Here is a 26,007-nt window from a genome sequence, read left to right on the forward strand (position 1 = left end):
TAATGTTTCTTAATAAAAAAATAAATGCAGTAAGCTACGGAGAAGTTCTCTTCGATGTCTTTGGTGGAGAAAAGAAAATCGGCGGTGCTCCGCTCAATCTGGCACTCAGAACGGCGTCTTTCGGATTTCCGGTAGCGATGATAAGTGCTGTTGGTAATGATGAGGATGGAAAAGTAATTTGTGACTACGTTAGAGAAAATCAACTTGATACCAGCGGAATTATGACAACCCAGAATTATGATACGGGTATTGTCCAGGTAACACTGAATGAACGTGGTTCCGCAACTTATGAAATCAAATTTCCTTCTGCCTGGGATTTTATTGAAATCAATAATGATACTTTGAATGTCGTTAAAAATGCCGATGTCTTTTTTTACGGAAGCCTTGTCTGCAGGAATGATGCTTCAAGAAACACGCTTTTCAGGCTACTGGATTCCAACCCTGAAATGTTTAAGGTTTTTGATGTGAATCTGAGAAAGCCTTTCTACCATATTGAGCTTCTGGAACAATTAATGAACAAATCTGATTTCATTAAATTTAACGATGAAGAAATCCTTGAAATTGCCGGTGAGTTGGGTTTTAAATCAGATGATATTGAAGAAAACATCCGTTTCATTTCAGAAAAAACAAATACAAGTTCTGTTTGTGTCACGTTGGGAAAACATGGCTCAATATTACTTTGGAACAATAAATTTTACAAACATGGTGGCTACCCTGTGAAAGTGGTCGACACGGTTGGAGCAGGGGATTCGTTTCTGGCAAGTTTAATCACCCAGTTGCTATCAGATAAAAACCCCGAAACAGCACTGGATTTTGCAAGTGCGGTTGGTGCTTTGGTGGCGAGTTATTCGGGAGCTAATCCGAAGCTTCAAAATGATGAAATTGTGGAATTTATGAAAGAGCGGGTTTGATAGAAGTTTAGTTTTTGAAGAACGGAAAAGGTATTGCTATTCAGGCTCAGTATCCGCAGATTGTGTGGGTTCCCAATGCAGACACACAGGGAACATATACCTCTCCGTCTAATACCTTAGCTAATGAGCCGGATTGTGATTATGTCATTGAGCAGTTAATTATTAGTTTTTCTCAGGATCCTGAGAAAGAATCTTGTTATAAAAGTTTCTTGAATAAATATAATGATGTGCTGAGCAGCGGCGGAAGCTTCTGTGCCTTATTGAATGAAATCACCAACAGCAATCCTGATGGGTGTTTGACAGGAGAGACAATTCCGGAAATCCTGAGTTCTGAAATGTATTGGATACATCCTGATCATTTGGGAAGCTCTTCAGTGCTAACAAATAGCGTATCTAAAATCACCAACTGGTATGAGTATATGCCGTTCGGAGAACCATTGATGGAATTATCCAATAATGAATATGGTAATCCTTATAAATACAACGGCAAAGAATTTGATTCTCAAACTGGATGGTATTATTATGGAGCGAGGTATTATGATCCGCAAAGAAGCTTCTGGCTATCGGTAGATCCATTGGTAGAAATCACCATGTCACCATATGCCTATACATGGAATGATCCTGTAAACTATACAGATCCTACAGGGATGATGGGGGAAAGGATAGGGGAGCCTGGAGGGAAAAATCCTGATAGTTTTTGGCATATTATTTTTTGGTCTAAAGCACGTAGAAATGCAGAACGATATGCCAACTCTATGCGCTTTGGAAATAATGATGTTAATGTATATAAACATAATGATGGCGACTGGTCAGTAAATACTAATTATGGAAATGGAACCGGAAACAGAGCGACATTCTCAAGAGATGGGATGCGATATAATAGGGACTGGGGAGTTTATACGGGGGATATCCAAAGTCAGTTGGAAGGTTCCAATGTTATTAATAATTATCCTGCACCAGCTCCGAATCCTTCGGGACCAACTATAGGACCTGTTCCAGATAATCCATATGCAAATCCTTCATCTCAGCTAGCGTATACAACATTGATCGCGTTACAGGAAGCACCATTGACAATCCTTCCTGAACTGATTCCCGTAAAGTATTTAAATGCTGCCAAAGGTATTGTTTGTGTTCCTGTAAGACAGCTAACAAAAGGATTAATAAGTATATGTTTTGCAAAAGGAACTTTAGTTGCCACAGAAAAAGGAAACAGAAAGATTGAAGAAGTCAGGAAAGGCGATCTGGTATGGAGTTATAATGAAGAAACAGGCAAAAAGGAACTGAAAAAAGTTCTGGAATTATCCCGTAATATTTCTTATTCATTGGTGAAAATCTCTGTAAATGGTACGGAAATTATATGTACTCCGGAACACCCATTCTATGTAAGCGGAGGCTGGATAGAAGCCAAAGAACTTACCAAAGGAATGTACTTAACTACTTTAGATGGTAAAACTTCTTTGCTGGAATCTATTATTTTCTTGGATGAAAAAGTAGAAGTCTATAACTTTGAAGTGGAAGACAACCATAATTATTACGTTTCTGAAAAAAGTATTTTAGTGCATAATACTTGTTGGCCTGAGCGACTTGCAAAGTTTATGGAATATGCGGCAAATATTGAAACAAAAACTCTTACGTCTCAAGAAGCTACTATTAATCATTTAGAGAATGTATTTAAAGCATTAGACAAAACGAGAACAGATAAACGAATTTTAAAATTAGTTGGAGAAAATAATGTAGTCGTTCAAGATGGAGTTAAAACAATATATCAGGCTGGTAGCGAAACAGGAGGTAATTATACTAAAGTGTATCCAGATGGAGGTTTTCAGGTATTTATAGATCACAAAATAATAATTAATAAATTAAAATAATGGATTTTGAAAATTTAAAAATAACACTTTTTAATTTATATTGTAGTACAGGTGTTAATCCTTTCTTTGAATTTCTGTATGTTCAAAATGGAAAAATAATAGCAAAGAATAGAAATGTTTGCATTGAAGGAAATGAAAAAGAAATAATTGTTTTTTTTGATGAAAGTTTATATTTATACCCAAAAAAAATACTATACCTTAAAAAAGAGAATACATATAAAACGTTTCAATCAATTAATTTCGCGCTTGAATATTTTCAATACCTTATTAGAGCAACTAATGATATCAGATTTGAGTTATATCATTATTTCTTATATAGATTACAAAAAAATGGAATTACAAATGATTCCTGGAATTTTCATTATACAAATAATGAAAATATGGAAAGTATAATACTTAATCTTAGTATTTTTGGTTTAACAAAAGGAGATAAAAAATTATTTTTTAACATTGAAGTGTTATTTTTTAAAGAAAACATGTGTAAATTAAGATTTATTCCGGAACAACCAGCTTGGAATGAAGGAAAAACATGTCCCGAAACAGATGTTGATAAAATAATAGCATATGTTTTAAATCTCAGAGTTGATAATTATAAAGATATTCCATTAATAGAATCATGATCTTGCCAGCCGATATAGATAAAAAATAAAATGTATAAAGAATTTGGATTTTGGAAAGAATATGGAAATAGATATAAAGATTATCCATCTGTTAATTTGTATGTTAATAAAGAAATTAATCAGTCTTATAACAAGAATAAGTTAATTTCATATTTAAATTCGGGAGGTATTATCGCAGTGTCTAGTAAAATTAATTTTCCTCATTTATTTAGAGATAATGATAAAAAAATAGGTGAATTTTTATTATTTACTGATGGTTTTTGGATATGGCCAGAAGATCTATCGGAATATGTATCTGATTTTAATGTGATTTTGCCTGATGAGTGGTATCAATTGATATTAAAAAATGATTATAAAATATTAGATAAGGTTAAATTTCAGCAGAAAGATGTAGACTGGATTCGTTAATAATAAATATGGAATTCCGATGTTCCCTGCTGGGAGTAGTGTCGGTAGATAACAATAATCCACTGCAATTGCGGTGGATTATTGTTTTAAGTGGGATTTGAATCGAATGTAATGAAAATGGATTTATAGCAATTATGCTATTTTAGTGACAGATATTAAAGAAGCTTCTGGCTATCGGTAGATCCATTGGCAGAAATCACAATGTCTCCATATGCCTATACTTGGAATGATCCTGTCAACTATACAGATCCTACAGGAATGATGGGGGAAAGGATAGGAGAGCCTGGAGGACTGAACGTTAACAAAGTATATGAAGGTGGGGTTATAGAAGAAATCGTGCTTAAAGGCAAAAAATTGAATTGGCTGCAAAGAGTTGGTAGATTTTTGGGCTTCGGAAATTCACCATCCAGAAATGCAACGGCAGGAACAATCCCGACAATGTCCCAAGCACCTTCTGGGCGAACTCATAATACATTAGGACAATGGACACAAGCCTATAGAGATTATCAGCCTTCTTCTCCAGATATGTTTGGGCTAGTAATTAAACCTATTATTAATGGAGGTCTTGATGCCGCTAACTTGCTAAGAAATGTTAATCCTCTTTCTGATAAAAGAGACTATAATGGACTGGCTACTAGGATGACTAAGTGGGATGGTAATACAATGGGAGGAGAAGAAGGTCAAAATGCTACATTTAATGCGATTCTTTTCGCCGATGGATTAGTGACAGCTGGAGCTCTTACACCACAAACAACATCTGTTTACAGAGTGCAACGAACTGGTCAATTCTTAGAATTGGATGGTGCTAATAATGTGATTTATAATTCCATGAATGGTAAACCAAAGACAGTTTATATGTTTGTGGGTGACGAGACAGCTGCTTTAAATTATGCCAGAAATAAGCCGGGAAGTACAATAACAAAATTTGAAATTAATTCTAAATATGCAGATAAAATTTTAGAGATTAAACACCCACAAGAATTAGGGCTAAAAAGTATTTCTGCCTCTGATGCCAATGTGGTAGGAGGGTATAATAGAATTGGTGTTCATTCCTCTAAAATTAATGGTTTCCTAAAATGGCAGAAACGAGGAAGTGGTAAAATAATAAAAGTTAAATAATATTATGAAAATTAAAGATGTATTACAAGCAAAACTCGATAGCGAATTTTTATACGAAGAGTTAGTAGAGTTAAATGAAGGATGGAGTTTTTACACATTACTAAAATTGAACTCATCTATTCTCATAGGATGGTTAACAAATGACGATCTTTTAATTGTAAATGGTGATGGTATTTTTTTATATGATATAGAAAATAAAAATATTACTATGGAAGATTATGAGTCAAATTTTAAAAAAAATCTTTCCGCAGATAATTTAAAGTATTCATTAAAAGAAAGAAATGAGATTGTAGATGTTTTTGGATTAAGAGGAGGAGGAGGCAATTTATTAACTTCAGATAACGAGTGGAAATTGGAAATAAATAATATCCATAATAATTTCAAGATACCGAGATTAATGAATTATAAAACAAGAAAATCATGGTTTTTTCAGCTTCATGAGATGAGCTATGAAGGATATATGTATTGTGGATTTTCAAAAACACAGAAGTATTTTCTAATTATGGGCGATCAGGGAATAAACATTTATAAAAAGGATTTTTAAGGGTGAAATTGATTTCAGTAACGTATCAGATGTATTGATTTGATATTTTTTGAAACGATAACAGTTAATTTTAGTTATTTACAAAGTGAAATTTATTTTTTATAAATTCTCGCTTCACTATCACCTAAAAATATAATATGATTTATATATCATGGAATTATAGAGGAATTTCTTTCTTTAAAGAAGAGATTATTTATTTTACTGGTGAGAATAAATAATGAATTCCCATCAATAAAAAACTTTCAACAAAATGGATTCTATACATCAGAGATTAGAAATAAATTGTGTAATTATTTAGAGAATTGTCCCGAAATTGTTTCTAAAAGAACAGTAAAATAATGTATATGAAAACAAAGATTGTAGGATTAATACATATTATAAAAAGGCACCCTGGTATGGTTTTTTTTAATGGAGCTAATGCTGTTTTAAAAGATTATATCCATTTTTTTGAAGGTGTTTTTTATAGTTTAGGATTTAGTTATAATATAGATTTTGAAAGAGAAATTTCACAATGGTATCAAAACCGAACTAATTTTAAAGCTCCGAATATGAATTGGTTCGCACAGTTTGAGCATGTAAATAAAGATTTATCTGAAATAGAAAAGACGAATAAATTTTTAGATATATTAGAAGAGTTTTTTAAGAATCATGATGCTCTGTCTAGTTCTTAGATTAGTATGTGAAATATGATAAGAATATTGAACGAGGGCCTAATGGATTTAAAATTATTTGGTAAGCTGTAAAAAACTTATAAAAATGATAAATAATATTTTTTGTTGTGATGGACTTTTTACAGCTATCAATAATGCTGGACAAAGTGGATTTTCAATTTTAGTTAAAAAGGATAGCTATGATAAAACTTTTTTTTTCGTTCAACAATATAGAAACAAGGATAATGATGATAAAACAGGAATTTTACATGTAGGAGAAGTAGGTATAAAATATTGCCCTTGGTGTGGATGTGACCTTAATACAATTATCAGTAATCATTCACAATTAATAAAAGAAATGTATGAGAAAAATAAAGAATTTTTATTAGAGTTTTAATTATCAGAAATATAGTAATTCAAAAAATAAAATAAACATCTTTCTTAAGATTATCAAAGAATGGTTAATGCAAAGCATTTGAAATAAAATAAATTAATTCAAAAATTAAAGTTTATAACTCTACAATAATATGATAAAAGACGAAATAATTTTTTTAAAGCATGTAATAGAAAAAAATGGAGTTTATTTGATTAGTGATGTAATCGAATTTTATTTATTTTTCTTAGGGTATAGTATTGGAAATAGTGAGAAGTCAGATGAGCTCAATGAATTTTTTGATGAATTTACAGCGTTTTTACAAAAAGGTTTTGAAACAAAGGAAGAATTACAGTGGTATAAACTAATTCAAATGCGTTCATCAACAAAATATCATTCTTTAGAATTATTAAGAAAAACCTTTAATGAATTTTTAGAGTCTAGAGAGAATCTTGATGCTTAAGGTTTACTGACCTGAAAAACTTAAAATTAAAAGAGGCTGTACAAAAAAAACGGCTTTTTTAACAATTTAACACTTGATTAGAGAAGGCAGTACTATGCCAAAATGTAGTATCTCAAAAAAAGTATTATAATTACAAATGTGAGGAATGATATTTCGAAACCAGCTTGGTTGCTATTATACTGCGGGTAAAGACATTTTAAAGTGAACTGGCTAATTTTAGTCTATTATTGTAACATTTGGAAAAAGATAAAATAATGAAAGCAATAAGAAAGTTTAAACAATTAGCAATTCAAATTGCTTTGAAAAGTATGGATAAAGGAGAAAGAGATTGGATAACGTTTAATGATAAAATTCATACTAAGATAATAGGAGATGATTATTTTAGATCTGATATTATACTCTTAGTAAATGAGCTTCCTATTATGGAATGTGATCTTAAAAATTCTTACTTTTTAATTACAACAGACCGAATTATATCTGCAATAGACGGTTATTATAATGAAGTATTTTTTATTGAAATGAATAATGTATCAAACGAATACAATGCTGAAAATTTTAAACAAATAAACGGGAAGTATCCAAAAACAAATATAATTGCTGTTAAAAAAAATGATAATACAACCTTGATCGCAAAAATAGATTCTTATTATCCTGCTTATTTTGCTAAAATGTTGATATATAATATTTTTTCGTATAAAAAGCTTGGGAAATGGTATGTTAATCCAAAGTAATGTAGTCAATGAAAGTAAAACTCTTTCATAAATAAAAATTGTATATTTTCAGAAACTCACTAATTCAGTAGAAAAATGCAATTCAACTTAACAATATAGATATAAGGTGTAAGCCTATTTAACAAAAAATTAATGAATGAATTTGTAATATTAAAGTCAAGCTGGGGAATAGCTATATTTTATAATATAAAGGAAATTATAAATCATAATCAAAATGATAAAAATATGTACGAAGTTAGCCCTTCTGTCTTTGTTATGTTAAAGAGTAATTTTCTGGATAATAGCTCGTTAGAGTATTTAAAGAAAGGAATACAAAGTATAACACAATTTGTCAAAATATTTCCAGTCTGTTTTTCTATAGAAAAATTAGAATATAATGTCTGTGACTATCAGCCTGAGGGTATGTATTATATGTTTAGAAAGTGGTTTTTTGAAAGTCATAATATGGAAGTTCCCTCGATTAATGTTTATTATGATAAGGAAACAAATAAATACATTTTTCCAGATTTGATTGATATAGAAGAATTAGGTTAATTCATACACGTTATATGAATAAATCAATTAAAGCAGAGAATACGGAATTTATTTATTGGGATAATTTTGATTACCAAATAAATGATAATATACTTGTTTCTAATGACGCAAAAAAATATGTTTCTTCTGAAGAGCTATTGAAAATATGTCGGCCGGTTTTTACAGAGTATTATAAGAAGGGAGTCTTCATGCTGGATTATCTGTTTTGGATAGATTTTACTGATATTACTAATGTAGATTTAAAAGTAGAAAATAATACATTTCAGGATATAGATTTTGAAAGGTCTGTTAAAACTTATTTTGTAAATGATTTGACATGTTTTAGCTGTGGAAAAGTATATAAAGGAGCTTTATCTGTTGACCCGGGGTTAATATATCCAAATAATTTTGGATTAAGAGATAAGAAATTAAAAATGATTAATGAGGAAAATAAAACTCTTCAGTGTCATAATTGTGGAAATCGTTTTACAAGCAAAGTTTTGCACATATTTTAGAAATTTTCTCACAAATTGAGATTGTGATGGCTAACTAATGATTAATTACAGATGAAAATTCTGGACATAGATGGAATAATCAAATCAGAAAACAATTTGTAAACTGCATGGAACAGAAAGCAGGTCTAAAAGTTAATCATACAATATGGAAATAAGAATAATATATATATCAGAGATTAATTATGAGTGTTATTTTTACGATAGTTGTTGGAAAATAGTTTATGAAGGTAAAACGACAAATATTAATATAAATAATTTCCATGGTTATCCTTTTTATATAATTTTTGAAAATATAGAAACGGTGAGTAAACAGTTAACAATGCTAACTAATAAAAATAATATATTACTTTCCGATATTTTTCCAATAGAACTAATCTTGAAAGATATTATTGATCACGACCAAGGTTACTGGTTAAATTTATGTTTCCATTTTATTATTAAAATGGAATATTTAAACAGTAATATTATACAGCTTTTGATTACAACCCAAAATAATAAAAAATTTAGTCAAGAATTAAGGAATAAAATAAGAAAAGTTATACTTCTTAATAATTAAGTATAATACACTTTGTTTCTAATGACTTTAAAAAAGTATTGGTAAAAGAAAAAATACAGATTGATGGAAGGAAGTTCATCAATGTGTATTACGTTAAGGAAACAAATAAAGAATTTTTTCCAGATTAACTAATGTTAAAGAATTATGAGTATTATCTTTACTTGTACACATTAAATTGTAAACTAAAAAACAATTATTCAAAGTAAATAAAAATAGCGCCAACTGTATTCAGTTGGCGCTATTTGGCTTTTGGTGACCTCGACAGGATTCAAACCTGTAACCTTCTGAGCCGTAATCAGATGCGCTATTCAGTTGCGCCACGAGGCCTTGTGTTACCTTGTTGTTTAAAGGTTTGCAAATATAGCACTTTTTTCCGTTCTTTGAAAGATGAAACAAAGAATTTTACTTTTATTTACGGTTTTTGCGCTAACAGCTTGTAAAAGAGAATCAAAAATTTCGTCCTCAGATTGGACAAATATCTCCGCCCGGACCCAATTTAAGGAACATGATGGCACCTTGGAGCTAAAATCGGGGAATTTCACTTATCATTTTAAACAAAATCAGACTCCATTCAAGAAAATAATTCTGCTGAATGCAAGTATGGCAGGGTATATTTCAGAGCTTGGAGCAGAAAATCTAATCATAGGAGTTTCCAGCCCGGAATATATTTATTCAGAAAAAATTCAGAATATGCTTAAAGAAGGAAAAATCCAGAACGTAGGAAGCGAGCAGAAATATGATGTAGAGAAGATTATCTCCATGAAGCCGGATGCTATTTTTACCAATCATATTGCCAGCTTTGACAATACTTACGAACTGCTAAAAAACAATGGTATTCAGGTGATATTTCTGGATGAATACATGGAGCAGAAGCCTTTGGAAAAGACAGCTTATATTAAACTTTTCGGAGAGTTTTTAGGAAAGGAAAAAGAAGCGGAAACGAAATATCAGGAAGTTGAAAAAAATTATAATGATCTGAAACAGCTTGCATCAAAGGCTAAAGAAAAACCTTTGGTACTGGCTAATGAAATGTACGGGGATGTATGGTATCTTCCTGGTGGAAATACCTCTGTTGCCCATTATATTTCGGATGCCAATGCCAATTATGTCATGAAGGACAATAAAGATGAAAAGGCATTGACGATGAGTTTTGAAGAAGTATATGCCAAAGCTGGAGGTGTTCAGTATTGGGTGAATGCAGGAAGTCATACCTCAAAAAAAGAAATGTTGGGGATGAATCCTTTCTACGGAAAACTGGATGTATTCAATAAAGGAAAAATTTACACCATAGCAGGAAAAGAAAAACTGAAAGCCAACGATTTCTTTGAAAGTGGTGTAGTAAGGGCAGATTTGATCCTGAAAGATTATATTAAAATCTTTCATCCGGAACTTTTACCGGATTATCAGCTTACTTATATGAAAGAATTGCAGTAACTCGTACTATTTGCTTATTTTTGCCTTTCCTTTTTATAAAATTATGTGGAAAAAAATTAAACAGCTTATTTTCATCATTCTTGTTCTGAATGTAGTTTTTATTATCTGGGGCAGATTTTTTAATCCCCCGATTACCCTTACCCAGATAGGAGGGCTTTTTGAATATGGAAAACTACACAGAGATTATATTTCCTATGACGAAATGGGAAGCAATGTGAAAAAAGCCGTAATTGCTTCTGAAGACCAGAAATTCTTTGATCATAATGGTTTCGATTATACAGCAATCGAAAAAGCGATGAAATATAATGAGAAAGGCAAAAAAATAAGAGGAGGAAGTACAATTTCCCAGCAGACCGCAAAAAATATATTTCTTTGGCAGGGCAGAAGCTGGGTGAGAAAAGGGCTGGAAGCAGTCTATACTTTTATCATTGAAAAAGTATGGAGTAAAGATATTATCCTTGAAAGATACCTGAATTCCATTGAAATGGGGCAGGGTGTATTTGGAGTGGAAGCTGCTGCACAATATTATTTTGGAAAATCATCCAAAGACCTAAGTGCTTCAGATGCAGCCTGGATCGCCGCTGTATTGCCTAATCCAAAAAAATACGACCCTAAAAATCCATCTCCCTATTTAAGAAAGAAACATAATTGGATTATGAGACAGATGAGGAATGTGAGTTTGAAATAGTATCTTTGTACTAATGAAATTCTTTAATTCCAGCACAAACTTTGAGTCAGTTCTTAAAAAATATTTTTCTTTTAAGAATGAAACCCTTTCTTTAGAACCCTTTGCAGAGTTTTTAGAGACCATCAAAGAGGCAGACTTTACAGATGTGCTCAATTTTTTCAGAAGCAATCCTAATTTTGCTGAGAACTTTAAATATTACATCCACAATATTTTTAGAGGACGACCTTTCAATCTTTCGTTGACGGAAGCTAATATTCTTTCAGAGAATGCCTTCTTTCCGGAGCTTAAAAAAAGAATCCTGAACAAGGTTTTACCACCCGTTGAAAACGAAAAGACAGTGTGGTTTATGATTGATAATGTGAGTCTGAGACCTAAGAAAGATCTGAGATACCTGCATAACCTTCCCGAAAATGAGATTGATGAATTTTTAAACATGCTGGGGGCATCAGATTTTATTCTGAAACCCAATGTGAAAAAAGAACTCATTTTCTCTATGAATATTCTTTCCTGGAGGGTTACTGGGATGGCTATGGAGGTGGAAGTGGTGAGAATGGCCCCACAGTACAGAAATCTGGACAATCCTTTTCTTGCCCTTCAGAATGAGCTGGAAACATTAGCAGATGATCTGGTAAAAGAACCCGAACTTCAGCTTCACTCTAAAGACAGCAGATATAAACAGATAAAAATCTACGCAGAGCAATGTCAGGAGTTTGTAAATATTGCTTTTAAAAATTCCGCTAAATATGGTATTTCCGGAAAGATTAACCAATCCCTGCTTAAGATTCGCCAGCAGACTGAACGGATTTATGATATCGTACAGTTATTGGTCATTGATACCGATGAAGATGCTCTGATAAAATCTAAACAGTTGGTCTTTAATATTCTGAGCTATAAATCTCATAAAAACAATATTTCTGATCTGATTAACGATAGTACAAGGCTGATTTCCCACCTTATTACCAATCATACCGCAGAAGCCGGAACGCATTACATCACTTCTACCCGAAAGGAATATATGACGATGTTCTACAAGGCGAGTGGTGGTGGAATCATTGTAGGAGCACTTTGTGTTTTGAAAATGCTGTACGGGTATATTCCGGGAAGTGACTTTTCACACGCTTTTCTGTATTCGATGAATTATGCAATGGGATTCGTAATGATCTATCTGATGGGCTTTACTCTTGCTACAAAACAGCCGGCTATGACTGCTGCTACCATGACAAAAGTATTGTCTGAAGAAGGAAAGGCCCAAAGAAATAATACTGAATTTGCCCATTTGGTATCCAAACTGTTCCGAAGTCAGTTTATTGCCTTTGTAGGAAATGTATTACTCGCTTTTCCGGTGGCGCTTGCCATTATTTATGGACTGGATGTATTTTTCTCACAAAATCTGGCAGTAGACAGATCTGATAAACTATTAAAAGACCTTGATCCTTTTAAATCAAAAGCGATTCTGCATGCAAGTATTGCAGGGTTTTATCTTTTTATTTCAGGAATTATTTCAGGAAATATCGGGAACAATTCTGTGTTTTACCAGATTCCGGAAAGAATTGCCAAAAATCTTTCAATCAGAAGCTTTTTCGGAAAGAAATTCGCAAAAGGACTTTCAAAATATTACGCTAAAAACTGGCCTGGGATTGTTTCCAATTTTTGGTTCGGGGTGTTCCTTGGAGCAACAGCTCCGGTAGGAATGTTTTTCGGGCTGGATCTGGATATCAGACACATCACCTTTGCAGCGGGTAACTTTGCGTTGGGATTGTATGGAAAAGATTTTTCAGTAGATTCCTATACATTCTGGATGTCTTTTGTAACGGTTTTCCTTATTGGTTTCTTCAACTTCCTGGTAAGTTTCAGTTTATCCATGTTCCTGGCATTCAGATCGAGAAAAATGAATTTTGGACAGGTAAGTGATATCTATAAAGAAATTTTCAGATATTTTACAAAGCATCCGCTGAAATTCTTCCTGCCATTAAGTTCAAGATTGGATAAAAAAGCAGATGACCTGATGAGCAGTACTATTTCCAATAAATCTGAAGAGCATTAAATAAAAATAAAAAATGCTACCCTCAGGTAGCATTTTTCTATAGAATATCTTTTGTCCTTATAAAATCTGAAGGTCATTAAATTTTTCTGTCCCAAATTTATCCTGGAACTTTTTCAGGTAAAAGTTTTTACGCATTTTAAAATCATGTTTCAGTAAAGGAGAATCAATTTTAATAATAACACATTTATTTTCTATATTGACACTTCTAATTTCATTAAAAAGGCTTTCATCAAGATACTCTTCAAGGAAATCTTTAATGTCAAATGCAATAAGTTTATGTTCAAAACCGTAGATTCTGGCAAAAGATTTTACCAGTTCGGAGGATTGATATTCACGTTTTTTCTTCTTCATACTATTTTTTTCTCTTCATATTCAGTTGTTAGCCCCTTACTTTTAAAAAACTTTTGCAAATCTGGATAAAGATACTCACAAGTTTTGAAAGGATCTAGAATATTTCTGGGCGAAGATTCAATTCCTGAGCATTCAAAACAAATTTCGAAATAAGCAAAAATTTTATCATCTTCATCATAGAATAATATTGCATTTCTTGGAAAGAAACAACCACTGGAGGAAACTGATTTAAAATAATACTTATCACAGGTATTGTAGATTACATCGGTGAGCTCAGAAATCTCAGACAATGTTAAAGTTCTGGATTCCTGAATACCTGCAAAGATAGATTGTTCAATAGCTTCTCTTAATTCAAACTTTGTATTTTTTTTAATACTATCATAATATTTTGCAAGTCTAATGGAGTCTTCCTTCGTTTTTGACGGTGGCGGGGGAGGTACATAAGAATTGGCAGTGCTTCTTTTTAAATTCAGATTATAAGAAATGATCTTTACCTTAGTTGCTTTACTAAAAGGAAATGCAGCTATTCTCTTATTGAGAGGTGTAGGGCTGAAGTCCTTTCTAAGCTCGCCGTCTTTAAAAGAGTGATACTCCGCTAGTAGATCTACATGTTTTTTCTTTTTCTTCTGCCCGTAAGAAAATAGAAAAAGCCCTGAAAATAAAAAGATGAGGATTTTTGCTGTCATATCTCAAATTTCAAACGCGTCTCGGAACTCGCACCCCGTATCCCGAATTACACTTCAAAAATAATACTTTCTTCGTTGATTTTCTTTACCACACTTTCAGTTCTTTCCCTATGGGTGTCGGTAATGAAGATCTGTCCGAAACTTTCACGATTAACAAGTTCAATCAACTGTGAAACTCTGGTATCATCAAGTTTATCAAAAATATCGTCAAGCAATAGGATAGGCGTCTTTTTTGTGAGTTCTTTCACAAGACTCATCTGAGCCAGTTTTAAAGAAATCAGGAAAGATTTTTGCTGTCCTTGCGATCCAATCTTCTTGATCAGAACATGATCCATTTCAAAAAGAAGATCATCCTTATGAATTCCTTTTGAAGTATAGGTGAGCATACGGTCTCTTTCGATGCTTTCTTTTAAAAGATTTTCAAAAGAATTTTCCAGCAAATGAGATTCATAAATAACAGATACAGTTTCTTTCCCACCGGAAATAATCTGATAGAAATTCTGAACAATTGGATTGAGCTGTTCTACAAATTCCTTTCTTTTCTTAAAAATTTTAGTCCCGAATCGGGTAATAGGGTCATCATAAATTTCCAGCGAATCCTTGTCCCAAGTTCTGTTTTTGGCGAAATATTTCAGCAAAGCATTTCGCTGTTGAATGGTCTTCTGATATTGGATAAGGTCAAAAAGATACTCTGAATCCGTCTGAGAAATCATAGAATCCAGAAACTTACGCCTGCTTTCCCCGGAATCCGAAATAAGATTGGAATCATAAGGTGAAATCATAACACTCGGAAGGTAGCCGATATGATCCGCAAGCCTGTCATAGCTCTTATCATTCTTTTTGATGACCTTTTTAGCTTCCTTAGGCTGAGTGATTCTGATGATATCTTCGCTGTCTTCATTCTGAATTTCAGCATCAAGAGTAAAGAAATCTTCCTCTCTTTTAATATTATTGGCATCTGTATTTCCCAGGAAACTTTTTCCTACGGATAAATAATGCAGAGCATCCAGAATATTGGTCTTTCCCACACCGTTATTTCCTACAAAACAGTTGATTTGTGGTGAAAATTCAAATTTTTTCTCAGAGTGGTTTTTGAAATTGTAGAGGGAAAGCTTCTTGATAATCATTCGTCAAAAATACTCCATTATTAGTAAAAATAAAAAAGGAAGTGCCGAACAAGTTTCCACCCCGAATGAGTAATAAGCGTCATCTCTTTTATTATCAGAGAAATAGATAAGAATATAAGTTACGATGCTTGTCATAAAAAAAGCAAGAGCATATTCTAATTCAAGGTAGAAAATTGAGAGTATGCTGCTGATGAAAACAAGTGCGTAGGCAATGTATTTGGTGTTTTCTACACCTATCAGCATAGGAAAGGTCTTTACGGTGTCACTATTCATGTCCCGGATATCAAAAGGAAGCACAAGAGCAGTGATAAAGAAAAAGCTGATCAGGAAAATGGGAATGTTGAATTCCGGAAGGGTAAGCCAGCAATTCACCAGTGCCCACACCAGTCCTACATAGAAAACTTTAAGCAGAGGGATTCTCCGGATATAAACATCGAGAAAAAAACTGTTGTAAAGCAATCCAAGAACGACAATAATAAACCATTTCAGAAGTCTTATTTCATTATGATTGTGAATGATTAAAAAAGCACATGTGACTCCGGCTATTGCATTTACAATTACTATTTTAAAAAAATGTTTGGTGTATTGGTATTTAGTATACAGATAACCACTGAAATAAGTGATGAAAATTAATGCAAAGGTAGGGAAACGGAATGTGTTTTGCTCTTTCATGAAAAATACTGCAAAAAGAGTTCCCATAAGAGAGACATAAAGTTGGCTGTCTATGACAGTTTTTTTCAGTATTTTTAAAATGTTCATTTATCAAAATTAATATATATGAAAAGATTTTCCAAGATTTTTATGCTTTTGCTTGTAATGCTAAGCTTTTCAACGGTATCCGCACAAAAATATTACGATACCCAATGGAAAAAAATTGCTGAAAACAGTACGAAAGGAGCTTATAAATCTAATCTTCCCATTATTTTAGACATACAAAAACAAGCGATGAAAGAAAATAATGCCTTTGAACTGATCCGTTCTCTGAAAGCGGAGTTCAGTATTGTAAACCAAACGGTGGATGATGACCAGAACGATTCCGCTTCCCAATTTTTTAAAAAGCTTAAAGATGCAGAAGGCAAGATGAGCGGGGAAGGTAAATTGGTATACAAAGTTTTACTGAATGGTTTTTTCATGGATTATTACAACCAGAACTCATGGAAAATAAACGGAAGAACCAATATCAATTCTCAGGATGTTTCACAAATTGAGACCTGGAGTAAGCTTGATTTTAAAAATTATTTGACAAAAAGCTTTCAGGAACTTGATCAGGAAAAGCCTGAAATGAAAAAGATTTCTCTGGAAAAGTATAAGAATATATTTTCCGGAACGGGTGATACAGCCTATTTTCCAACATTGTCTGATTGGTATGCAATAAAGAAAGTAGAGTTTTTATCTGAAAACAATATTTTCACAAAAAATGAACTGACAGCAAACCGTACAACGATCAATGCGATTTATGATGAGCTGATTGCTCAGAATACAGGAAATGCAAAGCTGTATTTCATGAAAGAAAAGATTACAGAGAATTGTAATTTCAATCACTGCGAAGATAAACTTGAACAGCTTCAGAATCTTTTAAAATATAATGTAGAAGGAGATTATAAAGTGGTAATCATGGGAGAAATCATGGATGAACTTGTGGGCAAGAAGAAACCTAAAGAAGCTATTGCGTTGGCTGCCCAGGCAAAAAATGAATATCCGAAATCTCCATTTATTGAGAATATCAAAAGCAAGGAAGCTCAGATTGTAAATCCATATCTTACTCTAAAATATGAAGCCCAGACTCAGAATAACCTGCCGATTCATTTTGTTGCACAATATCAGAATGTATCAGAATTTACCCTGAATATTTATGAAGTAAAAGATGATTTTACATCACTACTCCAATACGTTCAGAATTCTTATTCTGATACTTTCGGAAAATTAAAGAAGAATCTGGTAAGGAAAGAAACATTCCAGCTTCCTGATCCTAAGGATTATCAGAATCATAGAACTTCACTGGAAGTGAAACCGCTTCCTTCAGGAGTATATGTAGCAGAATTTACGGTTGCCGGAGCCGACATGAAAGACTCAGACTCCAGACAGAATTTTTACTTTCTGGTATCCGGAAACAAGATCATCTACCAGTCTAAAACAGACAGAAAACCTCTTGCAGATGAATTGAAATTGGTTAACAGTGAAAATGGGAAACCTCTAACAAATGAAGGTCTTAAATTTTATGAATTTGTTTCCAATAAAACGTTAACTAAAATTGAAGGAACAACGAATGCAAGCGGAGTATTTAAGTTCCCTTCTTCTGAAAACAAAGACTATTACAGAACTTTCCTGATCCAACAGCCTAAGACCAATGATTTCCAGATCATGCAGGTCTATGGAAACAGAGGAAATGCTGACGATTATAATCCTAACAAAGAAACCCGTTCAACTGCCCAGATTTTCATAGACAGAGGGATTTACCGTCCTGGACAGACTGTTTATTTCAAGGTGATTAATACCAGAATCAATAAAGAAGTTGAATCTGTTCTTTCAGGATTAAAACAAAAAATTACCTTATTTAATACCAATAGCGAAGAGGTTTCTTCCCAGGAATTTACTACCAATGAGTTTGGTTCTTACCACGGAAGCTTCATTCTTCCTAAAGGAAAACTGAACGGTAATTTTTATCTGAGAATAGACGGTGAAAGCCAGGGATATAAAAATTTCAGAGTAGAAGAATACAAAAGACCAAAATTTGAAGTCACCTTTGATCCGGTAAAGGATGAATACAAATACGGACAGACTATAGAACTGAATGGAAAAGCAGTCATGTTCTCCGGTGTTCCGCTGAATAATTCTACAGTAAATTATGAAATCAAAAAGCATAATATCAGATGGAGATATTTCAGCTGGTATCCACAGGACAATGATAATGAAAACTCAATTCTGGGTGAGGCAAAGACCAATGAAAAAGGTGAGTTTACGATTCGTTTAGAGCTTAAAAAAGATGAAAAACTGGAGGGGATACAAATTGATAACTATGCCATCAATGCTTCTGTTACAGACATCAATGGGGAAACACAGACCGCCAATACGCAATTGAAAGTAGCTTCGGTCTCTCATTATATTCAGGCAGAAAATATCAACAATACTTTTGCAGATGAAAATGTAAAAGTAAAGGTAGAAACCAAGAATTATAATGATCAGAATCTTAAAAAACCATATCAGGTTAAGCTGTCGAAATTGATTGCTCCAGACAGAATTTTTAGAGATAATTTTAAATCTGATGTTCAGAATCTGCCGAAATATTCAAAAGAAGAGTTTATCAGCAAATTCCCACACGATCTTTTTGATAAAAATGATGAGATCAAGAATTGGAAAACAGAAAAAGTACTGGTAGAAAGACAGCAGCAGCCATCTGCTGACAATGCGCAGTTTTCAACGAATCTTGATTTAGGAAAGCTTGAAGCAGGAGATTACCAGCTGGAACTTTTCAATATCGAAGGGAAAGATACTATAAAAAAAGCTCAGAATTTCAGTGTTTGGGATAAAGCCTCTTTAAAACCGGCTCAAAAAACTTTCCTTACGGTGATTGCTCCGAAGGAAGAATTGTCAAGAGGAGAAAAAGCTAAAGTGTATGTGTTCTCAGCAATTCCTGATGCATTAGTGAATGTTTTTGTACAGGATGGATCCGGGAAAACGGTTTCAGAAGTTCATCAGATTAAAAAAGGAATATTGGAATATACCGTTGAAATTCCTAAAGACAAAAGTGTGTCCACACTGAATCTGCAGTTCCAACTGGTTGCATTTAATGATGTGAAAACAGAATCTGCAGCTTTAAATATAAAAGACACTGAAAAACCTTTAAAAATTGAAACAGTAACCTTCAGAGATAAACTAGAACCGAACTCTAAGGAAAAATGGACGGTAAAAGTAACCGGAAACGATAAAGAAAAGATTAATGCTGAGGTCTTGGCCAATATGTACGATATGTCTCTGGATCAGTTTGCCGCAAACAGCTTTAGTTGGAGAAAATTGTACACGCCATTTGTGATTGTTACTTCTTACGGAATCAACAATTATCTGCAACAGCAGAACTATCAGAAAAGACTGAGATATTTTGAAGACAAATATGTACAGGTTCCACAGTTTAACTGGTTTGATGGTGACTTTTTATATTCATTACAGGGGAATGTTGCAGGAGTTGTAATTCAGGAAGGAGTTAAATCCCCGGCTTATGCACCGCCGCCATCACCAATTGCTGGCGCAAAATTTAAAACTGCCAGAGCATCCGTAGCAAAAGAAGTTGTAATGAACGAAGCGGTAGACGCAATGGCATCTAATGCAGATGGTGTTTTAGATAAAGATGATCAAGAAAAAGCACTGGATAAAGTGGCCGTTCGCCAAAACCTGAACGAAACAGCATTCTTCTATCCGGATCTTAAAACAGATGCCGAAGGAAACGTAAGTTTTGAATTCACTTCTCCGGAAGCATTGACAAAATGGAAACTGATGTTCCTTGCCCACACAAAAGATGCAAGAGCAGCCACATTGGAAAAAGAAGTGGTAACACAGAAAGAATTCTCAGTAACTCCAAATTATCCAAGATTCCTGAGAGAAGGAGATGAGCTGAATCTGCAGTCGAAGTTATCTAACCTTACAGATAAAAAACTAAACGGTTCTGCAGAGTTACAAATTCTGGATGCCTTTACCAATGAAAATATTTCTTCAAAATTTGGAATAAATTCAGGAGTACAAAACTTTAGTTTAAATGAAAATGGAAGCAGTGCATTAACATGGAAATTAAAGGTTTCGGAAAATGTTTCCTCTGTTATTTTTAAAGTGGTTGCTAAAGCTGGTCAGTATTCTGATGGTGAGCAGCAGGCGATTGCAGTGTTACCAAACAGAATGCTGGTGACAGATGCTGTTCCTGTTTTTGTGAAAGAAGGAGAAACCAAAACATTTGTGTTGGACAATCTTAAAAATAATACATCCACAACAGCTTCTAATGTTTCCAATACGTTAGAACTGACAACCAATCCGATCTGGGAGATCATGTTTGCCCTTCCAAGTCTGAAAAATGATCAGAATAATTCAGCAGATGTGATCTTCAATAAATGGTTCGCAGATGTGCTGGCTTCAGAAATATTCAAAGCTAATCCGAAAATGAAAACGGTTTTTGAAGAATATCAGAATAAAGGATTATTAAATTCAAATCTTGAAAAAAATCAGGAGCTGAAACAACTGTTGCTGGAAGAAACACCTTGGGTACTGGAAAGTAAAAATGAAGGGGAGCAAATGCAGAAACTGGCATTACTGTTTGATGCCAATACGATGAAAAATTCTATCAGTCAGGATTGGGATGAGTTCAAAAAACTGCAAAATCCGGATGGTGGATTCTCATGGTATCCTGGTTATCCAAGTTCTTACGGTACCTCATTGTATATTCTTAAAAACTTAGGAAAGATCAACTCTTGGTTAAAAGAAAATGTAAAAGACTATCAAAGTGCCGACCAGAATGCTATGACAGCTAAACTGGTTCAGTATGTAGACAATGAGGTCAACAAGTATTTTGATGTGAAAAAAGGGAACGTTTGGAATAACTGGGCTATGGATTATCTTGATACCAGAAACTATTGGGAAAAACAATATCCGTTGAAAGGAAAAGGTGCTACTCTGAAAACGTTAGTTAAACAAAAAGCAAAAACAGCTAAGATTACAGATTTCACATTCTTCGGACTTCACCGTGCAGCATTGTTAATGAATGATTATGGTCTGAAAGATGTATCTGATAAATTGATGACTTACCTTAAAGAAACGTCAACGGATACAAAAACACAAGGCGTTTACTGGAAGCAGAATCTTAATGACTGGGGATGGTTTGGTTCAAAGGTGGTCAACCATGCTGGTGCACTGGAAGCATTCAACAAGTTAAAATCTAATGATCAAAACTTTATTGAAGATATGAAAATCTGGCTGGTAACTCAGAAGGAAGTCAACTCATGGGGAAGCTCAAGAGGGACAGCAGAAGTGATTTTTACTATTTTAAATTCAGGAAAATCATGGACAGGAGCAGAAAGTGATAAAGCTGCTGTCGTTTGGGGAGGAAAAGAATTAGCTCCTCAGACACAAGCCACGGGTTATGTGAAGTCAACTTTAAAACCAGAAGCCGTAGACAAAAACTTAGCGACAGTAACCGTTACAAAACCTGGTCCAGGAATTGTGCAGGGAGGATTGTTCTGGCAGTATTATGAAGATCTCGATAAAATCAAATCTTCTGAGAATTATATTTCCGTAACGAAAGAACTCTATAAAAAAGTGAAAACCGTAAACGGTGAAGAACTTCAGAAAATCTCAGCAGAAACCCCATTGAAAGTAGGAGATAAAGTAACCGTAAGAATGATTCTGAATACAGACAGAGCGATGGAGTTTATCCACATTAAAGATATGCGTGCGGCAGGATTTGAACCTGTAGATGTATTATCCGGATATCAGTGGAAAAATAATCTTGGATACTACCAGTCCACCAAAGATGCTTCTACCAACTTCTATATTCAGTACATGCCAAAAGGAAAATATGTTTTTGAATATGATGTGGTTTCCAATGCATCAGGGAAGTTCTCCAACGGAATTACAACCATGCAGAATTACTATGCACCACAGATGAATGCTCACACAAAAGGAAGTAATGTGACAATATCAGAATAATGTATAAAAAAACTGCAGTAATTTTTTACTGCAGTTTTTGTTTAAAGATTTCAAATAAAAATAGAATTAAATCGAAAAATCAAACAATTGTTTAATTCTGGAATGGTTTTTGGAATTAGGTTAGTAGAAATTAAAAAAATTATAAAGATGAAATTTTCTAAAACTTTAATTACTGGATTGGTATTGATGGCTGGAGTAAATGCTTTCGCGCAAAAGAAAGCAGAAAAGTTTGAAAAACTACAGATTGAAATGTTCCCCAAAGCTAAAGAAGGATATAAACAAGTATATATTCAGCTTCCCGTAGCAAAAAACGAAAACGATTTAAAAGTTGAACTTTTTGTAGGTGCTGAAAAAATGTTAGATTGTAACAATTATTTCCTGATGGGAGAAATGAAAACTCAGGATCTTCAGGGATGGGGCTACAATTATTATGAAGTAGAGTCTAAAGGAGAAACAGCAGGAACTCTTATGGGATGTCCAGGGCAGAAACAGACTAAAAAGTTTGTTACCCTAAAGCCTGAAACTGTAAGATACAACAGTAAACTTCCATTGGTATTTTATGTACCGAAAGATATTGAAGTTCGTTACAGAATTTTACGTCCGGATGCTGGCATGAAAAAAGCAGTTCAAAGATAAATCAGCTTATTATAATTATACAGAAAAATCCTCACAGCGATGTGGGGAGTTTTCGTTTTTATACAGTATCAATTTAGAATTAATTCAATGTTTTCCCCATTATCTTAACTAAGTGAAACGCCTTTGCGAACAAGTTTAAACCGATTCATAATGCATTTGCGGACATAGCGTTGTAATATATTTTTTGGCTAAAGCCGATAGAATTTGATCTTTTATCAAACGGACTCCCTTCGTCTCCGCTCAGGATGATAGTCCGTTCCTATTGAATATTGTTTTTCGCAAATTTTGCTAATTGAAAAGATTGTAATTTTCGGTGTCTCCCATCCAAGTTTGTCATTCCGCAGGAATCTAAATCTCAAAATTCAGAATAAAATACTAAAGCTTGTTTTTCCGGTCGAGTACTTTAAAACCCTTTTATTTCTTAATAAAATTACTTTAGAATTATTGTAAAAAAAGTAGAGTTAAATTTTTTTTCAAAGTTTTTTAGTTTTTAATTAACATTTAAACGATTCGCCCAAAACTTTATTTTATAAGATGTTAAATTTAAACACATTTTAAACTTACTTTAAATTCACCATATTGTAGAATTATCTTAAAGGATTTTATCTTTTTTTGCATTATATTTGTTATAAACATAAACCATGAAAAACAATTTATTGATTTTTACGTTTAGTTTTTTTGTTTTCCCCGCTTTTGGCTGGGCACAGTCTGCGCCGGATTTTAAAGAACTTCTGGATAGTGCTATGGTTCGGGATTCGAACCTCAAAATGCAGGTTACCCAAAACAAACTTACCGATCTTGACGAACACAAACTGAAAGACCTCTTTCTTCCTACCCTGGAATTGAGTGGTAAAGCCGGCTATCTTAACGGAACAGCAAGACTTACGTCACCGGAAATCAATCTCGCTCCCTTTATCAATATTCCGGAAGGAGCTTTTAACAATAATTTCAATGTATCAGGATTTTCAGGTATTGCCAAGGCAGATGCCAAAATGCTGTTGTATTCCGGAGGGAAGGTAAAGTACATGAAAAAAGCGGTTGAAGAAAAGAAGAAATCTGAAGATATTCTGCTGGAGAAAACAAAAGATGAAGTGATTGCCGGTATTTCCAGAGCATATGATCAGCTAGCCTTGATTCATCAGTCTAAAAAAGTGCTGGATGAAAGCAAAAAAAGACTAGATATCAACAGAAAAACTGCCGATAAAGCGCTTGGCTACGGTTTGATTACTCCTTATGACCATAAGAAAATCGAACTAGCTCAGGTCACCTTAGATGCAAAAATGGTAGAATATGAAGGGAAGAAAGAACTGCTTCTTACCCAGCTTTATATTTTAACAGGAATCAGCAGAGAAAGGCTCAGAATGATTGATCCGGTATTATCTCCTGTAGAATTGCTTGCGGCAGAAAAAGGGATAGAGCAGAGAGCTGAAATCCGTGCACTGGAACATGGGATAAGTGCAGCAGACTATAAAATAAAGGCTGAAAGAACATGGATGATTCCTAAAGTACAGCTGATGGCTTCCGCATATTATATCGGCTTGTACGGAAACAGGATCAAATCTTCAGAAAATGTAATCCCGGCAGTTCCACTACTTGGTTATGAAGGAAAAAAACTGGACTGGAGACCCAATAATATCAACGTATTTCCATTAATTACAGCAGGAGTAGGGTTTAAGTGGGAGATTTTTGATGGTAAAGAAGGAAAACACGCTGAAGAAACAGCTAAGGTCGGAAAAGAAGTATTACAGAACCAGAAAGAAGATGCGCTGAAAAAACTGACATTGAATCTGGCTAATAATCAAACCAATTATGATATAGCTTCTGCTCAGATTACCTTAAAAGCCAAAGAAAAAGAACTGGCAAAAAATGCACTCGTACAGGCAGAAAAAGAATTCAGGTACGGAATGAGCAAATCTTCTCAGCTTATTGATGCAGAAAACGATCTTGAAGCTGTTGAACTTGAATATCAGAATGCCATTTTCAACCAGAGAAGAGCGGGAATAGAACTGATGAGATCTACCCAGGAACTGGATATCACCAAATTTTATTTAATCCCTTAAAAATTTAAATGATGCATAAAAATATATCTATACTCTTCGCTGCTCTGTTTTTGCTGGGGAGCTGTGACAAAAAAAATGAAAAGATCAAAGAACCTGAAGGAAAAACCAAGAAGGATGTAATCTCTTTTGCCCCAAAAGTTACCGGAAGGATCTTAAAAATATACGTTTCCGAAGGCCAAACAGTGAAAAAAGGAGATACTTTGGCTCAGTTAGATGTACCTGAAGTGTCTGCAAAAATAGCACAGGCACAGGGCGCAGTAAACGCTGCTTCAGCCCAGGAACAAATGGCAAAAAATGGAGCGACATCCGATCAGTTGAGACAGCTTCAGGCCAAATATAAAGGTTTGAAAGAGCAATATGAATTTGCTCAGAAATCTTACAAAAGAGCAAACAATATGTTCCGTGACAGTTTAATGTCTCCGCAGGCTCATGACGAAATCTATGCAAAACTGCAGGGTGCAAAAGCACAATATGATGCGGTTGTAGCAGAGCTGGATGACGTAAACAGAGGAACCCGTTTTGAGAAAATAGAGATGGCAGCAGGACAGGCATCACAGGCCAAAGGAGCTTTGCAGGAAGCCAATGTAGCCTATTCTGAAAGATACATCATTGCCACCAACGACATGGAAATAGAAACCATCAGTTTAAACACAGGAGAGCTGGCTACAGCTGGTTTTGCCTTGTTTAACGGATATATTCCGGAAAGTACCTATTTCAGATTTACGATCCCGGAAAGTGCTATTTCAAAATATAAAAAAGGGCAGGAGGTTACGATGCAGATCGTTTATAATAAAGAAAATCTTACAGGAAACATTGTATACATCAAACAGCTTACAAAGTATGCGGATATTACAACGGCTTACCCTGATTATCAGTTGCAGGATGCGATCTATGAGATCAAAGTAAAACCTAAAGACATGAATAAGGCTAAAAGTATTTTAGTCAATGCTAATGTAATCCTGAAATAAATTGAAAAGAACGGATGAAACTTCTATTGAATTTCATGTTGTTCTTTAACATATAAAA

Annotated in this window: 24 protein-coding genes and 1 tRNA gene; 20 read left to right on the forward strand and 5 right to left on the reverse strand. The window is 33.8% G+C overall.

Annotation, left to right across the window (positions count from 1 at the left end):
* Positions 1 to 2 precede the first annotated feature (2 nt).
* The 13 genes from ACPF63_RS06090 to ACPF63_RS06150 all read left to right on the forward strand — a co-directional run bounded on the left by ACPF63_RS06090 (position 3) and on the right by ACPF63_RS06150 (position 9,271).
* Positions 3 to 911: a carbohydrate kinase family protein gene (locus tag ACPF63_RS06090; RefSeq protein ID WP_426482394.1), complete on the forward strand. Its 909-nt coding sequence runs from the start codon at positions 3 to 5 to the stop codon at positions 909 to 911.
* 14 nt (positions 912 to 925) lie between these two features.
* Positions 926 to 2,779 (forward strand): polymorphic toxin-type HINT domain-containing protein, encoded by a 1,854-nt coding sequence (locus ACPF63_RS06095; RefSeq protein WP_426482395.1) that lies wholly within the window; start codon positions 926 to 928, stop codon positions 2,777 to 2,779.
* Positions 2,779 to 3,399 carry a hypothetical protein gene (locus ACPF63_RS06100; protein WP_426482396.1) on the forward strand — a complete coding sequence of 207 codons (621 nt, stop codon included), beginning with the start codon at positions 2,779 to 2,781 and terminating at the stop codon, positions 3,397 to 3,399. Before ACPF63_RS06095 ends, ACPF63_RS06100 begins: the two co-directional genes overlap by 1 nt.
* Before the next feature lie 30 nt (positions 3,400 to 3,429).
* Complete coding sequence (locus ACPF63_RS06105; RefSeq protein WP_414845052.1) at positions 3,430 to 3,807, forward strand: hypothetical protein; 378 nt, start codon at positions 3,430 to 3,432, stop codon at positions 3,805 to 3,807.
* A gap of 186 nt (positions 3,808 to 3,993) precedes the next feature.
* A complete protein-coding gene (locus ACPF63_RS06110) occupies positions 3,994 to 4,926 on the forward strand; it encodes a hypothetical protein (RefSeq protein ID WP_426482397.1) in 933 nt (310 codons plus the stop codon).
* Positions 4,927 to 4,930: 4 nt separating this feature from the next.
* Positions 4,931 to 5,470: a hypothetical protein gene (locus tag ACPF63_RS06115; RefSeq protein WP_426482398.1), complete on the forward strand. Its 540-nt coding sequence runs from the start codon at positions 4,931 to 4,933 to the stop codon at positions 5,468 to 5,470.
* 344 nt (positions 5,471 to 5,814) lie between these two features.
* Complete coding sequence (locus tag ACPF63_RS06120; RefSeq protein WP_426482399.1) at positions 5,815 to 6,141, forward strand: hypothetical protein; 327 nt, start codon at positions 5,815 to 5,817, stop codon at positions 6,139 to 6,141.
* Positions 6,142 to 6,226: 85 nt separating this feature from the next.
* Positions 6,227 to 6,517 carry a hypothetical protein gene (locus ACPF63_RS06125; RefSeq protein WP_426482400.1) on the forward strand — a complete coding sequence of 97 codons (291 nt, stop codon included), beginning with the start codon at positions 6,227 to 6,229 and terminating at the stop codon, positions 6,515 to 6,517.
* A gap of 130 nt (positions 6,518 to 6,647) precedes the next feature.
* The gene (locus tag ACPF63_RS06130) at positions 6,648 to 6,956 is read left to right on the forward strand and encodes a hypothetical protein (protein WP_426482401.1); all 309 of its coding nucleotides are present in this window, start codon (positions 6,648 to 6,650) and stop codon (positions 6,954 to 6,956) included.
* 254 nt (positions 6,957 to 7,210) lie between these two features.
* Positions 7,211 to 7,687, forward strand: a complete 477-nt coding sequence (locus tag ACPF63_RS06135) for a hypothetical protein (RefSeq protein WP_426482402.1) — start codon at positions 7,211 to 7,213, stop codon at positions 7,685 to 7,687.
* 132 nt (positions 7,688 to 7,819) lie between these two features.
* Entirely contained in the window at positions 7,820 to 8,221 is a 402-nt protein-coding gene (locus ACPF63_RS06140; protein WP_426482403.1) for a hypothetical protein, read from the forward strand.
* Between the two features lie 14 nt (positions 8,222 to 8,235).
* Positions 8,236 to 8,715, forward strand: coding sequence for a hypothetical protein (locus ACPF63_RS06145; RefSeq protein WP_426482404.1), 480 nt, complete (start codon positions 8,236 to 8,238; stop codon positions 8,713 to 8,715).
* A 145-nt stretch (positions 8,716 to 8,860) separates the two neighbouring features.
* Positions 8,861 to 9,271: a hypothetical protein gene (locus ACPF63_RS06150; RefSeq protein WP_426482405.1), complete on the forward strand. Its 411-nt coding sequence runs from the start codon at positions 8,861 to 8,863 to the stop codon at positions 9,269 to 9,271.
* A 250-nt stretch (positions 9,272 to 9,521) separates the two neighbouring features.
* Here ACPF63_RS06150 and ACPF63_RS06155 read toward each other — a convergent pair.
* Positions 9,522 to 9,598, reverse strand: a tRNA-Arg gene (locus tag ACPF63_RS06155).
* Positions 9,599 to 9,787: 189 nt separating this feature from the next.
* Between ACPF63_RS06155 and ACPF63_RS06160 the strand changes: the two genes are divergently transcribed.
* The 3 genes from ACPF63_RS06160 to ACPF63_RS06170 are packed head-to-tail and all read left to right on the forward strand — an operon-like array spanning position 9,788 to position 13,437.
* Positions 9,788 to 10,705, forward strand: a complete 918-nt coding sequence (locus ACPF63_RS06160; RefSeq protein ID WP_426482406.1) for an ABC transporter substrate-binding protein — start codon at positions 9,788 to 9,790, stop codon at positions 10,703 to 10,705.
* 43 nt (positions 10,706 to 10,748) lie between these two features.
* The gene (gene mtgA, locus ACPF63_RS06165; RefSeq protein ID WP_426482407.1) at positions 10,749 to 11,393 is read left to right on the forward strand and encodes a monofunctional biosynthetic peptidoglycan transglycosylase; all 645 of its coding nucleotides are present in this window, start codon (positions 10,749 to 10,751) and stop codon (positions 11,391 to 11,393) included.
* Positions 11,394 to 11,406: 13 nt separating this feature from the next.
* Positions 11,407 to 13,437: a recombinase gene (locus tag ACPF63_RS06170; RefSeq protein ID WP_426482408.1), complete on the forward strand. Its 2,031-nt coding sequence runs from the start codon at positions 11,407 to 11,409 to the stop codon at positions 13,435 to 13,437.
* 57 nt (positions 13,438 to 13,494) lie between these two features.
* Here ACPF63_RS06170 and ACPF63_RS06175 read toward each other — a convergent pair whose 3' ends face one another.
* Genes ACPF63_RS06175 through ACPF63_RS06190 form a run of 4 tightly spaced genes read right to left on the reverse strand, consistent with a single transcriptional unit; the run spans position 13,495 to position 16,360 of the window.
* Positions 13,495 to 13,788 carry a hypothetical protein gene (locus ACPF63_RS06175; RefSeq protein ID WP_426482409.1) on the reverse strand — a complete coding sequence of 98 codons (294 nt, stop codon included), beginning with the start codon at positions 13,786 to 13,788 and terminating at the stop codon, positions 13,495 to 13,497.
* Positions 13,785 to 14,474 (reverse strand): hypothetical protein, encoded by a 690-nt coding sequence (locus ACPF63_RS06180; RefSeq protein WP_426482410.1) that lies wholly within the window; start codon positions 14,472 to 14,474, stop codon positions 13,785 to 13,787. Before ACPF63_RS06180 ends, ACPF63_RS06175 begins: the two co-directional genes overlap by 4 nt.
* A 47-nt stretch (positions 14,475 to 14,521) precedes the next feature.
* Positions 14,522 to 15,601: a DNA replication/repair protein RecF gene (recF, locus tag ACPF63_RS06185; RefSeq protein WP_426482411.1), complete on the reverse strand. Its 1,080-nt coding sequence runs from the start codon at positions 15,599 to 15,601 to the stop codon at positions 14,522 to 14,524.
* Between the two features lie 3 nt (positions 15,602 to 15,604).
* Positions 15,605 to 16,360 carry a hypothetical protein gene (locus tag ACPF63_RS06190; protein ID WP_426482412.1) on the reverse strand — a complete coding sequence of 252 codons (756 nt, stop codon included), beginning with the start codon at positions 16,358 to 16,360 and terminating at the stop codon, positions 15,605 to 15,607.
* Between the two features lie 18 nt (positions 16,361 to 16,378).
* On the opposite strand from ACPF63_RS06190, the gene ACPF63_RS06195 reads away from it, so the two are divergent.
* The 4 genes from ACPF63_RS06195 to ACPF63_RS06210 all read left to right on the forward strand — a co-directional run bounded on the left by ACPF63_RS06195 (position 16,379) and on the right by ACPF63_RS06210 (position 25,949).
* Positions 16,379 to 22,285 carry an alpha-2-macroglobulin family protein gene (locus ACPF63_RS06195; protein WP_426482413.1) on the forward strand — a complete coding sequence of 1,969 codons (5,907 nt, stop codon included), beginning with the start codon at positions 16,379 to 16,381 and terminating at the stop codon, positions 22,283 to 22,285.
* Positions 22,286 to 22,432: 147 nt separating this feature from the next.
* Positions 22,433 to 22,921, forward strand: coding sequence for a serine protease inhibitor ecotin (gene eco, locus ACPF63_RS06200; RefSeq protein ID WP_077416337.1), 489 nt, complete (start codon positions 22,433 to 22,435; stop codon positions 22,919 to 22,921).
* 641 nt (positions 22,922 to 23,562) lie between these two features.
* Complete coding sequence (locus ACPF63_RS06205) at positions 23,563 to 24,981, forward strand: TolC family protein (protein ID WP_426482414.1); 1,419 nt, start codon at positions 23,563 to 23,565, stop codon at positions 24,979 to 24,981.
* 11 nt (positions 24,982 to 24,992) lie between these two features.
* A complete protein-coding gene (locus ACPF63_RS06210; protein WP_426482415.1) occupies positions 24,993 to 25,949 on the forward strand; it encodes an HlyD family secretion protein in 957 nt (318 codons plus the stop codon).
* The last annotated feature ends 58 nt before the right edge of the window (positions 25,950 to 26,007 follow it).

Origin of the sequence: Chryseobacterium sp. R2ACT005 (genome assembly GCF_049949215.1) — a bacterium.
GTDB lineage: Bacteria > Bacteroidota > Bacteroidia > Flavobacteriales > Weeksellaceae > Chryseobacterium.

Coding starts and splice junctions, on each gene's coding strand:
- ACPF63_RS06130 (WP_426482401.1), top strand. CDS start 6,648: ATGATAAAAGACGAAATAATTTTTTTAAAGCATGTAATAGAAAAAAAT.
- eco (WP_077416337.1), top strand. CDS start 22,433: ATGAAATTTTCTAAAACTTTAATTACTGGATTGGTATTGATGGCTGGA.
- ACPF63_RS06170 (WP_426482408.1), top strand. CDS start 11,407: ATGAAATTCTTTAATTCCAGCACAAACTTTGAGTCAGTTCTTAAAAAA.
- ACPF63_RS06210 (WP_426482415.1), top strand. CDS start 24,993: ATGCATAAAAATATATCTATACTCTTCGCTGCTCTGTTTTTGCTGGGG.
- ACPF63_RS06175 (WP_426482409.1), bottom strand. CDS start 13,788: ATGAAGAAGAAAAAACGTGAATATCAATCCTCCGAACTGGTAAAATCT.
- ACPF63_RS06140 (WP_426482403.1), top strand. CDS start 7,820: ATGAATGAATTTGTAATATTAAAGTCAAGCTGGGGAATAGCTATATTT.
- ACPF63_RS06135 (WP_426482402.1), top strand. CDS start 7,211: ATGAAAGCAATAAGAAAGTTTAAACAATTAGCAATTCAAATTGCTTTG.
- ACPF63_RS06105 (WP_414845052.1), top strand. CDS start 3,430: ATGTATAAAGAATTTGGATTTTGGAAAGAATATGGAAATAGATATAAA.
- ACPF63_RS06145 (WP_426482404.1), top strand. CDS start 8,236: ATGAATAAATCAATTAAAGCAGAGAATACGGAATTTATTTATTGGGAT.
- ACPF63_RS06180 (WP_426482410.1), bottom strand. CDS start 14,474: ATGACAGCAAAAATCCTCATCTTTTTATTTTCAGGGCTTTTTCTATTT.
- ACPF63_RS06125 (WP_426482400.1), top strand. CDS start 6,227: ATGATAAATAATATTTTTTGTTGTGATGGACTTTTTACAGCTATCAAT.
- ACPF63_RS06205 (WP_426482414.1), top strand. CDS start 23,563: ATGAAAAACAATTTATTGATTTTTACGTTTAGTTTTTTTGTTTTCCCC.
- ACPF63_RS06150 (WP_426482405.1), top strand. CDS start 8,861: ATGGAAATAAGAATAATATATATATCAGAGATTAATTATGAGTGTTAT.
- ACPF63_RS06100 (WP_426482396.1), top strand. CDS start 2,779: ATGGATTTTGAAAATTTAAAAATAACACTTTTTAATTTATATTGTAGT.
- ACPF63_RS06120 (WP_426482399.1), top strand. CDS start 5,815: ATGAAAACAAAGATTGTAGGATTAATACATATTATAAAAAGGCACCCT.
- recF (WP_426482411.1), bottom strand. CDS start 15,601: ATGATTATCAAGAAGCTTTCCCTCTACAATTTCAAAAACCACTCTGAG.
- mtgA (WP_426482407.1), top strand. CDS start 10,749: ATGTGGAAAAAAATTAAACAGCTTATTTTCATCATTCTTGTTCTGAAT.
- ACPF63_RS06195 (WP_426482413.1), top strand. CDS start 16,379: ATGAAAAGATTTTCCAAGATTTTTATGCTTTTGCTTGTAATGCTAAGC.
- ACPF63_RS06190 (WP_426482412.1), bottom strand. CDS start 16,360: ATGAACATTTTAAAAATACTGAAAAAAACTGTCATAGACAGCCAACTT.
- ACPF63_RS06115 (WP_426482398.1), top strand. CDS start 4,931: ATGAAAATTAAAGATGTATTACAAGCAAAACTCGATAGCGAATTTTTA.
- ACPF63_RS06090 (WP_426482394.1), top strand. CDS start 3: ATGTTTCTTAATAAAAAAATAAATGCAGTAAGCTACGGAGAAGTTCTC.